Annotated in this window: 15 protein-coding genes; 2 read left to right on the top strand and 13 right to left on the bottom strand. The window is 43.1% G+C overall.

Features of this window, described 5'->3' with window-relative positions:
* Positions 1-47: 47 nt before the first annotated feature.
* The 10 genes from ACIY14_RS07455 to ACIY14_RS07410 form a co-directional block, all read right to left on the bottom strand.
* On the bottom strand, positions 48-989 hold the full coding sequence (locus tag ACIY14_RS07455) for a 3'-5' exoribonuclease YhaM family protein (protein ID WP_409002116.1): 942 nt from the start codon (positions 987-989) through the stop codon (positions 48-50).
* Positions 979-2,235, bottom strand: a complete 1,257-nt coding sequence (gene rmuC, locus ACIY14_RS07450) for a DNA recombination protein RmuC (RefSeq protein ID WP_409002115.1) — start codon at positions 2,233-2,235, stop codon at positions 979-981. Before rmuC ends, ACIY14_RS07455 begins: the two co-directional genes overlap by 11 nt.
* 1 nt (position 2,236) lies before the next feature.
* Positions 2,237-2,899: a thiamine diphosphokinase gene (locus ACIY14_RS07445; protein WP_409002114.1), complete on the bottom strand. Its 663-nt coding sequence runs from the start codon at positions 2,897-2,899 to the stop codon at positions 2,237-2,239.
* Positions 2,862-3,518 (bottom strand): ribulose-phosphate 3-epimerase, encoded by a 657-nt coding sequence (rpe, locus tag ACIY14_RS07440; protein WP_409002113.1) that lies wholly within the window; start codon positions 3,516-3,518, stop codon positions 2,862-2,864. Before rpe ends, ACIY14_RS07445 begins: the two co-directional genes overlap by 38 nt.
* Positions 3,519-3,528: 10 nt before the next feature.
* On the bottom strand, positions 3,529-4,407 hold the full coding sequence (rsgA, locus tag ACIY14_RS07435) for a ribosome small subunit-dependent GTPase A (RefSeq protein ID WP_409002130.1): 879 nt from the start codon (positions 4,405-4,407) through the stop codon (positions 3,529-3,531).
* A 1-nt stretch (position 4,408) separates the two neighbouring features.
* A complete protein-coding gene (rsmA, locus tag ACIY14_RS07430) occupies positions 4,409-5,281 on the bottom strand; it encodes a 16S rRNA (adenine(1518)-N(6)/adenine(1519)-N(6))-dimethyltransferase RsmA (protein ID WP_409002112.1) in 873 nt (290 codons plus the stop codon).
* A gap of 19 nt (positions 5,282-5,300) precedes the next feature.
* A complete protein-coding gene (locus ACIY14_RS07425) occupies positions 5,301-6,008 on the bottom strand; it encodes a dimethyladenosine transferase (protein ID WP_409002111.1) in 708 nt (235 codons plus the stop codon).
* A 189-nt stretch (positions 6,009-6,197) separates the two neighbouring features.
* A complete protein-coding gene (locus ACIY14_RS07420; protein ID WP_409002110.1) occupies positions 6,198-6,533 on the bottom strand; it encodes a hypothetical protein in 336 nt (111 codons plus the stop codon).
* 93 nt (positions 6,534-6,626) lie between these two features.
* The gene (gene rnmV, locus ACIY14_RS07415) at positions 6,627-7,193 is read right to left on the bottom strand and encodes a ribonuclease M5 (RefSeq protein WP_409002109.1); all 567 of its coding nucleotides are present in this window, start codon (positions 7,191-7,193) and stop codon (positions 6,627-6,629) included.
* Complete coding sequence (locus tag ACIY14_RS07410) at positions 7,193-7,966, bottom strand: TatD family hydrolase (RefSeq protein ID WP_409002129.1); 774 nt, start codon at positions 7,964-7,966, stop codon at positions 7,193-7,195. Before ACIY14_RS07410 ends, rnmV begins: the two co-directional genes overlap by 1 nt.
* Before the next feature lie 149 nt (positions 7,967-8,115).
* Here ACIY14_RS07410 and ACIY14_RS07405 point away from each other — a divergent pair, with 149 nt between their 5' ends.
* On the top strand, positions 8,116-9,960 hold the full coding sequence (locus tag ACIY14_RS07405; protein ID WP_409002108.1) for an APC family permease: 1,845 nt from the start codon (positions 8,116-8,118) through the stop codon (positions 9,958-9,960).
* A gap of 199 nt (positions 9,961-10,159) precedes the next feature.
* Here the strand turns inward: ACIY14_RS07405 and rpmH are convergent, their stop codons facing one another.
* Both rpmH and ACIY14_RS07395 read right to left on the bottom strand, forming a co-directional pair.
* Complete coding sequence (gene rpmH / locus ACIY14_RS07400) at positions 10,160-10,294, bottom strand: 50S ribosomal protein L34 (protein ID WP_000831902.1); 135 nt, start codon at positions 10,292-10,294, stop codon at positions 10,160-10,162.
* Between the two features lie 144 nt (positions 10,295-10,438).
* A complete protein-coding gene (locus ACIY14_RS07395) occupies positions 10,439-11,653 on the bottom strand; it encodes a pyridoxal phosphate-dependent aminotransferase (RefSeq protein WP_409002107.1) in 1,215 nt (404 codons plus the stop codon).
* A 245-nt stretch (positions 11,654-11,898) separates the two neighbouring features.
* Between ACIY14_RS07395 and ACIY14_RS07390 the strand changes: the two genes are divergently transcribed.
* Positions 11,899-12,351 carry a universal stress protein gene (locus tag ACIY14_RS07390; RefSeq protein ID WP_000079164.1) on the top strand — a complete coding sequence of 151 codons (453 nt, stop codon included), beginning with the start codon at positions 11,899-11,901 and terminating at the stop codon, positions 12,349-12,351.
* Between the two features lie 32 nt (positions 12,352-12,383).
* On the opposite strand, the gene ACIY14_RS07385 is transcribed toward ACIY14_RS07390, so the two are convergent.
* Positions 12,384-13,778: a Cof-type HAD-IIB family hydrolase gene (locus tag ACIY14_RS07385; protein ID WP_409002106.1), complete on the bottom strand. Its 1,395-nt coding sequence runs from the start codon at positions 13,776-13,778 to the stop codon at positions 12,384-12,386.
* Positions 13,779-13,810 lie beyond the last annotated feature (32 nt).

Below are 13,810 nucleotides of genomic sequence, written 5' to 3'. Positions count from 1 at the left end.
AAAAAACGAACATTATTGCGTAAAAAATGCTCGTTTTTCTTAAATTATTAATCTAAATCTGGTTTATAGAAGGAACGATTGTCCATAGCGAAGATTTTATTGGTCATCTCTCCTTTGTCCACCAAAGCTAGAGCTGTTGACATCATCATCATGCTGGCATCTAGATTGTCAATCATATGAATAATCTCTGCCTCCATAATGCGTGGACGGACTGGACTACCATACTCCAGTAAGCCATGATGACTGAGGATGACATGGCGCAGTAGCACCACTTCTTCTCTAGTATCATCGATGCCCAGTTCCATGACTGTCTTGGTAATTTCACTATCGATGAGTGCTATATGGCCGATGAGATTGCCTCGCACTGTGTACTCCGTCTGGTCTGGTCCCGTCAACTCAATAACCTTGGCCAAATCATGCAGCATAATCCCGGCATAGAGGAGACTCTTATTGAGCTGAGGATAGATGTCGCTAATGGCATCTGCCAAGCGCACCATGGTTGCTGTATGATAGGCCAAACCCGTTTCAAAGGCATGGTGGTTGGTCTTGGCAGCCGGATAAGAGTAGAATTCCTTATCATACTTGGTGTAGAGACTACGAACGATACGCTGCCAGACAGGGTTTTCAATCTTGAAAATCATTTGTGACATGTAGTCACGGATTTCCTTGACATCGACTGGTGACTTGACCTTGAAATCTGCTGGATCATTAGGTTCGCCAGGCTGAGGTAAACGAAGCGTGATTTGATTGACTTGAGGAGTATTATTGTACACTTCTCGGCGTCCCTGCATGTGGACTACTTTCCCAGCGGTAAAGGCCTCAACGTTATGCAGTTGGGCATCCCAGAGTTTCCCTTCAATCTCGCCACTATCGTCTTGGAAGGTAAATGCTAGGTAGTTTTTCCCAGCACGTGTCTGCCTCAGGTCAGCTGACTTAATCAGGTAAAAACCTTCAAACAGCTCATCTTTTTTCATGTGACTAATCTTCATATTCTTCCTCATTTTCTTGGAAATGGAGTAGATCAAGCGCAGGCTCACCTTCTGATAACTCAATGTGACGGAGCGTCCGCTCGATAGCTGTAGTACGACGGTTTAATAATTCATCAATATTGCCAGAAGCATGTTGGAGATGCTTTTGCGCCTTGACCAGAATGCCTCCGAACTTGCCAAACTCAGTCTTGACACTAGCTAGGGTCTTGCTGATATGGTCAGCACTCTTTTGGATATTGAGGGTTTTGAAGCCAACTGATAGGGAATTAAGCAGGGCTGATAGGGTACTTGGACCAGCAACAATAATCTGCTCCTCCCGTCTCAAGTCATCAAAGAAGACCGGATTGCGAACAATCTCTGAATAAAGACCTTCTGTCGGAACAAACAAGACTCCAAAATTGGTCGTCCGAGGTGGTGCTATGTACTTGCTCTTGATATCCTTGGCAAAGCGCTTGACGCTAGCTAGGAGTGACTTGCGACAGCGTTCAATCTCGTCCTTATCGCCTGCTTCATAAGCTTCTTCTAAGCGATAATAATCCGCCAGTGGAAACTTGGAGTCAATCGGTAAATAGACATATTCCTGGTCACCCTGTCCAGGTAACTTGATGGCATACTCTACTCGCTCGCTAGAGTTTTCAACCGTTGCAAATTCTCGTTCGTACTGGGCAGGTGTCATGATGTCTTCGATGATCTGCCCCAGTTGCAATTCGCCTAGAATCCCTCGCGTCTTGGTTCCAGAGAGAACCTTGTTGAGGGCACCAACATCGCGGGCAACTGTCTGCATCTCTCCAAGACCACGATTGACAGACTCTAGTTGCTTGGAAACTGTCTCAAAGGAAGCCTGTAAGCGTGTCTGCAAGGTCTTTTCTAACTTTTCTTCGACCGTCTGGCGCATTTGCTCCAAACGTTGCTCATTAGACTCCTGCAGGGCTTGGAGGCGTTGGTCGGTCTTATCTCTGGTTTGGAGGAGATTCTCGTTCATCTCCTGTCTAACTTGAGTCAGGCCTTGGTGCAACCCCATTCGCACTTCCTGCAAACGGTCACTTACAGCTACTTCTAAGTCTTTTTGATCTAGCTGACTGGCTTGCCTAGCTTGGTCAAAACGATAATCCAGTTGATCTGAAAGATTGTCTGCCTGATCCTCCAAACTCTTGGCTAGGTACTTGTCTTGCTTATCCTGCCTTTGCCAAATCAGAAAGAGTCCAGCTAGGTTGGCAATTAATAATAGTAATAATACAGTCTCCATCCTACCTCCTGTCCTTGCTATGCAGCACGACGACATAGCCATCTGGGCAAGTTACCGAAACTTCCCTATCTATATATTCGTTAGAAGCGTATACTTTTTTAAAGAAAAAATTTTCCTCTGTCAACTCATACTTGGCACCGAGAATGGTCAGCTGGCTATCCCGAACCGGCATAAAGGCTAGATAATCGTAGTCTGAACAGGGCTCTAGCTGACTGGTCCCTTCTGGACAATAGCTAATCACATTTTGCCCATCCTCAATCGCTATCTGACGCATATAGGGTGCCAACTTGGGATTGCTAGGTAGAAAAACATTGGCCAGCATATGATCAATCCGACCACCCAAAGCACCAAAAATAGTGACCTGAGCCTGGGGATTTTGCTCAAAGATGGTTAAGAGAGCCAATTCCAGATCCGTATCGTCCTTTTCTGGCTGGGCTTGAACAAAATGTTGGGCACGTTTTTGAATCAACTGATGTTCGTCTGCAGTGACAGAATCAAAATCCCCAACTGCTAGAGTGAGAGGAAGGTCTTCTTCCAAGACCCAGAGCGAACCGCGATCCACACCGACAAAGCAATCAAAATCCGTCCGATAATGACCGCGGTCTCCGCCAGCAAAAACGGCAACCCTAGTCCAGTTGTTTTCTGAGAGTTTGTACTCGCTCATTGACATCTCCCTTAAAGACATAGGAACCTGCTACAAAAACGGTCGCACCAGCTTCTTTGGCTTGGGCAATAGTTTGATCATCAATACCACCATCCACTTCGATTTCAAAGTTCAAACCTTTTTCCTGACGAATGGCAACCAACTCACGGACCTTATCCATGGTCTCAGGCAGAAAGGCTTGACCACCGAAGCCAGGGTTAACCGTCATGACTAAGACTTGGTCAACTAGGTGAAGCACGTGCTTAATCGCTTCAACAGGTGTCCCGGGATTGATAACAACCGAAGGTTTAACACCAAGCGAACGAATTTTTTGGAGGGCTCCATGGATATGAGGCGTCGCTTCTACATGGATACTGATAATGTCTGCACCTGCACGCGCAAAGTCTTCTAAATGATGCTCAGGGTCTGACACCATCAAATGGCAATCAAAGACCATCTTGCTATGGGGACGAAGACTCTCGACCACACCCGCACCAAAACTGATTTGCGGTACAAAATGACCATCCATGATATCGATATGGGCATATTCTGCCCCAGTTGCTTCTAGGCGTTTGATTTCACGTTCAAAGTTGGCATAATCTGCTGCCAGAATTGACGGAGCAATCTTGTATTGAGACATAGGTTTCTCCTTATTTTGGAATTTTTTTGCTGACTTTTTTATAGGTTTCTCTGCGATTTTCAATCTCACTGAGAAATTGCAGGTAGTTATCAAAACGGAAGGACGCAATGGCACCTTCTTCGACAGCCGGTTTGACCGCACAGGACGGCTCATGGGTATGGGTACAAGTACGGAACTTACAGTCTCGACTGACACTGGCAATCTCTGGAAAGGCCTGGTTCAGCTCTTCAGCACTTGATACTTCATAGTCCAGCGATGAAAATCCGGGTGTGTCAGCTATCTTTCCACCATTGAGATTGTAAAAACTAACCGCCCGAGTGGTATGACGACCACGACCTAGACTATCAGAAATTTCTCCCGTTTCTAGATTGAGGTCCGGTGCGATTTTATTGAGAAGGGTTGACTTCCCAACACCTGTCTGTCCCATAAAGACCGTCACCTTGTTTGTCAAAAGTGGCAGGAGTTCTTCCTTACTGGTCACAAAATCATAACCAATAGCACGATAGGTTTGTTGGTAAAAACTTAATTCTTCCCTATCTTCTAGCAAATCCATTTTAGAAATATAGACAACAGGATGGATACCCTTGTGCTCCAAAAGAACCAAGAAACGATCCAGCAAATTGCTGTTGAAGTCCGGTTCCTTGACGGACATGATCACCACAGCTTGGTCAATATTGACAATAGGTGGACGGACCAGACTGTTTTTCCGTTCGTGAATCTTGAGAATATAACCTTCAGAATTTTCCTCCGCAGAAAAATCTACCCAGTCTCCAACATAGGGTGTGTGGCCTTTTTTACGAAAATTCCCACGCGCACGTGTCTGGTAAACTTGACCACCACTCTCTACATAATAGAATCCCGCCAAGGCTTTAATGATTTGTCCCTGCATCTTAGAATCCTTGTCCTTTAAGTGCATCTGCTAAGCTAGCAAATTCTGCTAAGCTGAGAGCTTCTCCACGTACACTTGGTGACAAACCTGCTTGATCCAAAGCCTTGGTCAACTTTTCCTTGACTTCTTCAGTCTTGCCAAAGTAACCTGTTAAGTTGTTCCACAAGGTCTTGCGACGATGAGTGAAACTAGCCTTGGAAACCTTAAAGAAGAACTGTTCATCTTTCACTGCTACAGCTGGCTCTGGACGGCGCACCATTTTCAGGATAGCTGAGTCCACGTTTGGTGCTGGTACAAAGACCGTACGAGGCACGATAAAGGCAACCTTGGCTGTCATGTAATACTGGACAGCAATCGACAAACTACCGTAAGCCTTAGTATTTGGCTGTGCGGAGATACGATCTGCCACTTCTTTTTGCATCATAACGACAAACTCACTAAAAGGAATGCCACTTTCAATCAAGTGCATGAGAATAGGTGTCGTAATGTAGTAAGGCAAGTTGGCTACCACCTTAATGGGCAGGTCAGGATTTTTAAAATTCTGGATATGCTGCGCCAAGTCAACCTTAAGAATATCCTCATTGACTACAGTAACATTGTCAAAATCACGTAAAGTATCTGCTAAAATCGGTACCAAACGGTGGTCAATCTCAAATGCCATAACTTCTGCCGCACGCTCAGCCAAAAACTCCGTCAAGGCACCAATTCCTGGGCCAATTTCGATGACATTGACCTGGTCATCAATCTCAGCCGTATCCACGATTTTTTGAAGGATATTGGTATCCGTCAGGAAATTTTGCCCGAAGGACTTTTTAAAGGTAAAACCGTGACGCTCCAGCACTGCCTTGGTCACGCTATAATCTGCAATTCTCATTTATTCTCTTTTCTATTTATTAGCTAAAAACAATATATAGAACCCATATAATTCCTAGTACCAATACAATCCAAAACACAAAATGAATACGATGCTTGTTTGAATCGGATCCAGTCATATCAAGCGCTTTCTTATCTTCTTGGGGGTTCATTTTCTTCAATTCATCCTGATAGGCAACCGAATCTAGAATATTGTCTTCTGGCAATAATTCTGAAGCATAATAATCAGGAAAACCCATAGCAAGGCCAATTAGGTTCTTATCCGTTAGAGAAAAATCCAAATCTTCTGGTTGATTTTCCTGAATAGCTCGGATATTTTTTAACAGTTTATCAGAAACTACAGACACTTGATTCATAAAAACTACATCCAAAACATCAAATCCAAGCACATCACCGTCTTTGACATTTGCAAGAATATAACGAACAAAGGCATCATATAGTTGCAAGGCTTGCGGGGCATTTTCTTCTAAAAAAGACCGATTTTGGAGGGCATTTTGCTGGAATTTTTCAATAGAAAGTAAGATATCTACATTCTGCTCTTGGTAAAACTTTTCTGCTTCCTCTTCATCTTCTTCGAGTTTTTCTGCTGTTTCCCAGAGAGCAATGGGAGCTTTTAGATCTCCTTCATCCCAAAATAATTGCCAAAAATATGGTATCGTGTAAATTCCCTCTGTTAGAATACGGGCTTCATCTCCGTTTTTTAAGTAAATATGGCTTCTATTGGCCATGTTGTTTCCTTTCATAATCTTTTAAGTCGGTCAGTGGTTCAAGCAGGATGTAGATAAAACTATAAAGTTTCCAATTTTTTTGCCTAATCGAAAAGCTAGACTTCATTTAAAAAGATGTTTCATAAAAGCACTGAGTGGTAATAACGATACATAGCCAGTTTGACCTTGGTCACGCTATAATCGCAATTCTTATCTATTCTCTTTACTAATATAGTATGCTTCCGGGGTACTATGATAAAGCAAAACAAATAAGGGGGGCTCATTCATTCCTCTCAACGTCTCTTTTAAGACCGCATCTAGATGGATAATCTCTCCTGTTTTAGTGAAATAAACACCTTGTTCACCATTCCGATTACGGAGTTCCCAGGCCACATTATTTCCTTGAACAGACGGCAAATAACGTCCCTTTTCTAGAAAACCAAAAAAATCTTTCACCGTCATATCTTCAGGAACATCAAATTCTGTCTCATGGGGCAATACATCATCCCCCATACACACAGAATCTCTGTCAACTTGTATTTTCATTTCGCTCTGTCCTTATAAGTTTCTATTTGAACGCTATCAAAATAAATCTAAGTACCTCTATTGTAACACATTCCCTTTGTATTTTTGGGCTATCTAGCTATTATCATAACTTTCCATAGTCTCTTCCACTTCTGCCAAGGTTATCCCAAATAACTCTAAGCGCTTGAGGAGTTGCTTGCCGTTGGAATAGCCGATGCGGAGCTGTTCGCCTAGATACTCTCTGCGCCTACGACTGTCTGCTCCCGCTAAGAAACCTAGGCGAATCAAGTCACCACGACTGATGTCAAATTCGTTCTCATTTTCAAATTGCTCTGTCACCTGAGCCAGCGCTGTTTTTAGGTCTTCATAGCTGGCGTGTTCGATTCCCAGAGAACATCCCTTGGACTTGGATTTGGGAACAGCCTCATCTCGCTTGAGAAAGGCATGCTGCACCGTTGGAATGGCCGTCATAATCATACGCCGAATCCGCTCCCCATTAAAATCTGGATCGGTAAAGACAATGACTCCATGCAATTCATGCAGGCGCTGAATGCGTTCTATATCCTGATCATTTATGGCAGAACCTCGTGTTTCATAGGTCTCTACATCAAAGTAACGTTTGAGATTGGCCGTATCATCGCGACCTTCGACCACGATGACTTGGGAAATTTTTTCTTTCATCACTTGCTGTCCAATCCGAAGATACGCTCTGCATTTGCAGTTGTTACTGCGGCTAACTCCTCAGTCGTCATCCCACGCAAATCCGCGATAAAGTCCACTACATAGCGGGTGTAGGCTGTCTTGTTTTCACGGCCACGTTTAGGAACAGGAGCCAGGTAAGGGGCATCTGTCTCAACGAGGATTTTATCCAAAGGAAGTTCCCTAGCAGCCTCTTGGATATCCGTCGCTTTCTTAAAGGTCACCACACCTGAGAAGGAAATGGTCATGCCAAGCTCGACAAACTTCTCAGCCCACTCGAGAGAGCCTGAAAATGAATGCATAATCCCACCACGAGGACCAACGCCCTCGCTCCTGATAATCTCATAAGTATCTTCCAGCGCATCACGAGTGTGGACCACAAAAGGCAAATCCAAGTCCTTAGACAACTGAATCTGACGACGAAAAACCTGCTCCTGCACTTCCTTAGGTGCTGTCATCCAGTGATAGTCCAGACCAATCTCACCTAAAGCAACAACCTTGGGATGTTTTAGCTTTTCAAGCAAGTAAGCTTCGACCTCGTCTGTGTAAGTCCCTGCTTCCGTCGGATGCCAGCCAATAGTTGCGTAGAGTTGCTCATACTCATCTGCCAACTCTAGGGCACGTTCAATGGTCGGCTTGTCAAAACCAACAATATTCATCTGTGTCACACCCATCTCAGCAGCCAGGGCGAGTTCTTCTGCCTCGCGTCCTGCAAATTCTTCTACATTTAAATGTGTGTGCGTATCAAAAATCATCTCTTCTAACCTCATTCTTCCATCTATTATACCAAAAATAGCATCCCTCGGCTTGGAAAAATATCCAAAAACCAGTCATTCTCTCTTGACTGCCTTTTTTCAAAGCAGTATAATAACACTTATTGAAATTTTCATCAAAGGAAAAGAAAATGTTTAGAAAATTAAAATATACCTTTATCGGTCGACCACTCAAGTCTCTCACAGACGGCGAAGGAGGATTATTAGGAAAAATGCAGGCACTTGCAATGTTATCCAGTGATGCCCTGTCTTCTATTGCCTATGGACCTGAACAAGTCATTCTCGTTTTAGTTAGCCTCTCTCCTCTCGCTATTTGGTGGAGCCTCCCTATCGGTATTTTTGTCCTCTTACTCCTCGCTAGTTTGACCATTTCCTATCGTCAAATCATTCATGCCTATCCTCAAGGTGGTGGGGCTTATATGGTCACTCGGGAAAACCTCTCCCCTGAACTAGGCTTGATTGCAGGGGGCAGCCTCCTTGTTGACTATATGCTGACAGTAGCCGTATCCGTTGCTTCTGGAGCTGATGCAATTACAGCAGCCATCCCTGCCCTCCATCCCTACAATCTTCATATCTCTATTTTCCTAGTCTGCCTGCTCATGCTCTTGAATTTAAGAGGATTAAAAGAATCTGCCAGCTCTCTGATGATTCCCGTCTACCTCTTTATCTTCAGTACCGTCTTTCTCTTGCTTTATGGGTTCTTTCAACTATCTACAGGTTCCCTAAACTATCAGGCGACTTCAACCATTGGGCAAACTGTTCCAAGCCTTTCCATCGTTCTCCTATTGAGAGCCTTTACTAGCGGTTCAGCCTCTCTAACTGGGGTTGAGGCTATTTCAAATGCAGTCCCATTTTTCAAAACTCCAAAAGAAAAGAATGCTGCTCAGACCTTGACCATCATGTCACTAATTCTAGGTTTTCTTTTTGCAGGTATTACCTTCCTAAACTACTGGATGGGCATCACACCTCAAAACGGAGAAACCATTCTCTCGCAAATGGCCAAGGGCATTCTTGGTGATTCATTCTTTGGTCATGCTAGCTACTATCTCTTCCAGTTCTCGACAGCCTTGATTCTAGCTGTAGCTGCAAATACTGGATTTTCAGCCTTCCCTATGCTGGCCTACAATATGGCAAAAAACAAGTACATGCCCCATCTCTTTATGGAAAAAGGGGACCGTCTTGGCTACTCCAACGGTATCTTAACTCTGGCTTTTGGAGCTATGATCCTTCTTCTCATTTTTAACGGGAATACTGAACGCTTGATTCCCCTTTATACTATCGGGGTCTTCGTTCCCTTTGCCCTATCTCAAACTGGGATGATTCGCCATTGGAAAAAGGAAAAAGGAGCAAACTTCTTAAAACCTGCCTTTGCTAATATCCTTGGGGCCATCATTTGTTATGCCATTGTCCTCATTTTACTCTTCTTCAGACTAGGTGATATCTGGCCTTTCTTCCCAATTATCTTGGTCTTGACCTTCCTCTTTTTGTCCATTCACAACCATTACCAAAAAGTGGCAAAACAACTACGACTCTACGAAGGAATTGAAAAACGCACTTATGACGGTAACCTTGTCCTTGTCCTAGTAGGAAATGTCACTCGAGTAAGTGTCGGAGCCATCAACTACGCTCAAAGTATCGGTGACGAAGTGTTGGCCATGCACATTTCTACTAAAGAAACGGCGGAAAAAGACCAAGAAATTCTTCAGGAATTTGCCGATTACTTCCCAAATATCACTCTGAAAAATATCAACACTAGCTACCGAAACATCATCACCCCTAGCGTCAAGTATGTCAAACGAATCGCCCAAGAAGCCAAGCAAAAAAACTATACCGTTACAGTCCTCGTCCCACAGTTTATCCCTAACAAGCCTTGGCAAAATATCCTCCACAATCAAATGAGCCTCAAACTAAAATACGCTCTCAGATGGCACGAAGATGTCGTTGTCGCTAGCTACTCTTATCACTTAAAAGAATAAACAAAAACTCAAAATCATTTGTTTTTGATTTTGAGCTTTTTTATCTAAACTTCTCAAATTTTCTCATAGATCAGAGACTTATTCCATGATACAAAACTCATACTGAAATGTATGAATCCTTCACTATCTATACTTGTTGAGCAAAACAAAAGCCAGTAGACTCGAGTTCCTACTGACTTCTTTGCTGAATTTGTTTGGATTATGCAGCCAAAACTTTGCGTCCTTTACGACGACGAGCTGCCAATACGCGACGACCGTTTTTAGTTGACATACGGTTACGGAATCCGTGTTTGCGCGCACGACGAATTTTACTTGGTTGATAAGTACGTTTCACGATGAATACCTCCTCATAGATTTTGTATTCGTTTAGCCGGCTATAAAGTGATCAGTTACTAAACATACTTTACTATTCTATCTGATTCTGATACTTTTGTCAATAGCTCTAGGCAAATGTTTCCAGCTTTTTCTCATGTAAGCCCTATCTACGATACTGTTTCAAGAAACGAGTCATCTTTTCTTGGATTTGTGCTAATTCATCTACACGAGGAAGATAAACAATACGGAAATGGTCTGGTTCTTGCCAGTTAAAACCGCGACCATGAACCAAAAGAACCTTCTCTTGCTTCAAGAAATTGAGGACAAACTGTTCATCATCATCGATGCGATACATATTGCGGTCAATTTTAGGGAAAATATAAAGTCCGGCTTTGGGTTTAACAGCAGATAAACCAGGTATATCTTGAATGGCATTGTAAATGAAGTTTCTTTGCTCGTAGATCCGTCCACCAGGAAGGAGCAATTCGTCCACCGACTGGTGCCCACCTAGCGAGGTTTGTACGACTTGCTGGGCCAAAACGTTAGAGCAAAGGCGCATGTTAGACAACATATTGAGACCTTCAATATAGCCCTTGACATGTGTCTTAGGTCCAGATAAGACCATCCATCCTATACGGAAACCAGCGATACGGTGGGATTTCGACAGACCATTCATACTGACGCAGAAGACATCTGGAGCCAGACTTGCTACCGGTGTATGAACATGTCCATCCATCACCATGCGGTCGTAAATTTCATCTGCAAAGATGATCAAGTCGTTTTGACGTGCAATCTCGATAATCTCTAACAAGAGTTCCTTGGGATAAAGAGCTCCTGTCGGATTATTTGGATTGATGAGAATAATAGCCTTGGTATTTGAAGTGATTTTTGACTTGATATCGTCAATATCAGGGTACCATTCTGCAGCCTCATCACAGATATAGTGAACGGCATTCCCCCCAGCTAGGCTGACAGCCGCTGTCCAGAGAGGATAGTCTGGCATAGGCACCAAGACCTCATCTCCATTGTCCAAAAGCCCTTGCATGGACATGACAATCAGCTCACTGACACCATTTCCAAGGTAAATATCATCAATATCCACATTTGGGAATTTCTTCAGTTGGCAATACTGCATGATAGCCTTACGCGCCGAAAAAATACCCTTGGAATCAGAGTACCCTTCGCTATCACGCGCATTCATAATCAAATCATGAATGACCTCATCTGGCGCTGTAAAGCCAAATTCTGCTGGATTCCCTGTATTCAGGCGTAAAATCTTTTCTCCGTTTGCTCGCATACGCATGGCTTCTTCTAAAACAGGACCACGGATATCATAAGCAACATGCTCTAGCTTGCTAGATTTGTTAAATTCTTTCATCTTTTTTCCTCAATTCGTCAGGATAGTAACATTATACCACTAGAAAGTCGCTGCGACAAGCTTCCATAAACAAGGAAGCAAAAGAAAAACATTGACAAAGAGAATCCTCACCAATTCTCTTTTCTTTTATTTATATATACGCACTAAGTCTATGACTAACAATATGGTTTAAAATATGATTTTTACTTTACTTCTTTAGTGAAAAGGGTTACAATAAAAGTAAGAAAATTTCAGGAGGTTTCATTATGGCACAACGTTACCAAAATGTTATGGTCGCAATTGATGGTTCTAAAGAAGCGGACTTGGCTTTTGTCAAAGGGGTTTACACTGCTCTACGCAATGAATCCAAGCTCACCATTGTCCATGTTATTGACACACGCGCTCTTCAAAGCGTATCTACCTTTGATGCTGAAGTTTACGAAGAACTCCAAGCCGATGCTGAAAGCATGATGAAAGAGTATGAAAAGCGTGCAAAAGACGCTGGTTTAACGGATATCCACATCGTCATCGAAATGGGAAATCCCAAAACTCTCCTCGCTCGGACGATTCCGGACGCAGAAAATGTTGACTTGATTTTAGTTGGTGCTACAGGTCTCAATGCCTTTGAACGCCTCTTAGTCGGTTCTTCATCTGAATATATTCTCCGCCATGCAAAAGTCGATTTGCTGGTCGTGAGAGAAAGTGAAAAAACATTATAATTATTAAAAAAGGAGCCTAGAGCTCCTTTTTGTTACTTATTATTTCTATTTCTTTCTTTATGTCGCTCATAAGCCTTAAGCTGACGTTGTAGCTCCTGTTTAATGGCAGGTTCTGGAGCATATTTTTCTTCCCAGTCATCCGGTTTTAAAATTTTGTGTGTAACTGGATCAAAATGAGCTTTTCCATCAGGGAAAACCTTCCCCATATTTGCTTCATGGACAATATCAAAAATGCGTTCTGGATCTACTCCCATCAAAACAAAACTGCCATATGTGAAATACAATGTATCGATCAAAGCATCCACTTGACCGACCAGATTTTGCTTAGCAGGTGTCTTTTTCGCCACTTTCTCTGCCGCCTTATCAAGTGCTTCATGCATACTTGCAAGGGAGGCTTGAAATTCTTCCTCCGAAGAACTTGCCGCGCGAACAAACTCTACTAATTCTTCAATTTTAAAATCTGCGCGGTGGGTTGCACCTTCAGCATCCCATGCCTGTGGCTCTTCTTGAGTTCGTTCATCCATCATGTGGTGGAAGGTCTTGACTTTATTAAAGTGGTAGTCCCGACTGACAAACACTTTTTCTGAAGCTAAAACGCCAAAGTGCTCAAGCGCCTTGTGGATGCCATCTTGTTGATTGCTTGCTGTAATGTGTTTAGCAACCTCTTTGGCACTGCTACTGCCATTTCCCATAGCGACTGACATACCAACACCTGCCAACATTTCCAGGTCGTTATCTGAATCACCAAAGGCCATGACTTGATTGAGATCAAAGCCATATTCTTTTCCTACTCGGCGAATGCCTTCTAGTTTGGAATTTCCTTGGTTAATGATATCTGCGGCAAAAGGATTGCTTCGAGTTAATTTCAAATCTTCAAAATCAGCTGCTGCCTTCTCAGATTCTTCTGGCGTCATCAGCATCAAAACTTGATAAATGGGTTGATTAATCAAGTTAAGCAAGTCGTCTTCCCTTTGAGGAACTGCCTTGCTGACCATTCGATTAAAAGAACGGCTAACAGTTCTTGTCAGCACAGTCGGAATAAAACGACTAACCAGTTGGGAAAAGGATCCGAGACCAAATGACATAATCTTCGAACCAACAACGGCATGCTCAGTTCCAAGAGCGATTTCTTTACGCTCCTTTTTAGCATAAGCAATCAGTTGACGCAGGCTTGATTTAGCAATCGGACTTGCAAAGAGTACCTTTTCTTTATTAAAAATGTATTGGCCATTGTAGGTCACCGCAAAGTCTAAGTCCAAGTCTTCCATCAATTCCTTGACAAAAAACGGCCCTCGTCCTGTCGCTACTCCAACAAGTACCCCTTGCTCTTTGACAATCTTAATCGCGTCCTTAGTGGATTTCAAAACACTCTTGCGATCGTTGACTAGCGTTCCATCGATATCAAAAAAAACAGCCTTGACTTCCATCCTATCCCATTCTCCCCTTTTGTGTTACAATG

The organism is Streptococcus sp. ST16 (assembly GCF_046098135.1).
Lineage (GTDB): Bacteria > Bacillota > Bacilli > Lactobacillales > Streptococcaceae > Streptococcus.
Note: the sequence above shows the minus strand (reverse complement) of the source record. Positions and strands in the feature narration are given on the sequence as shown.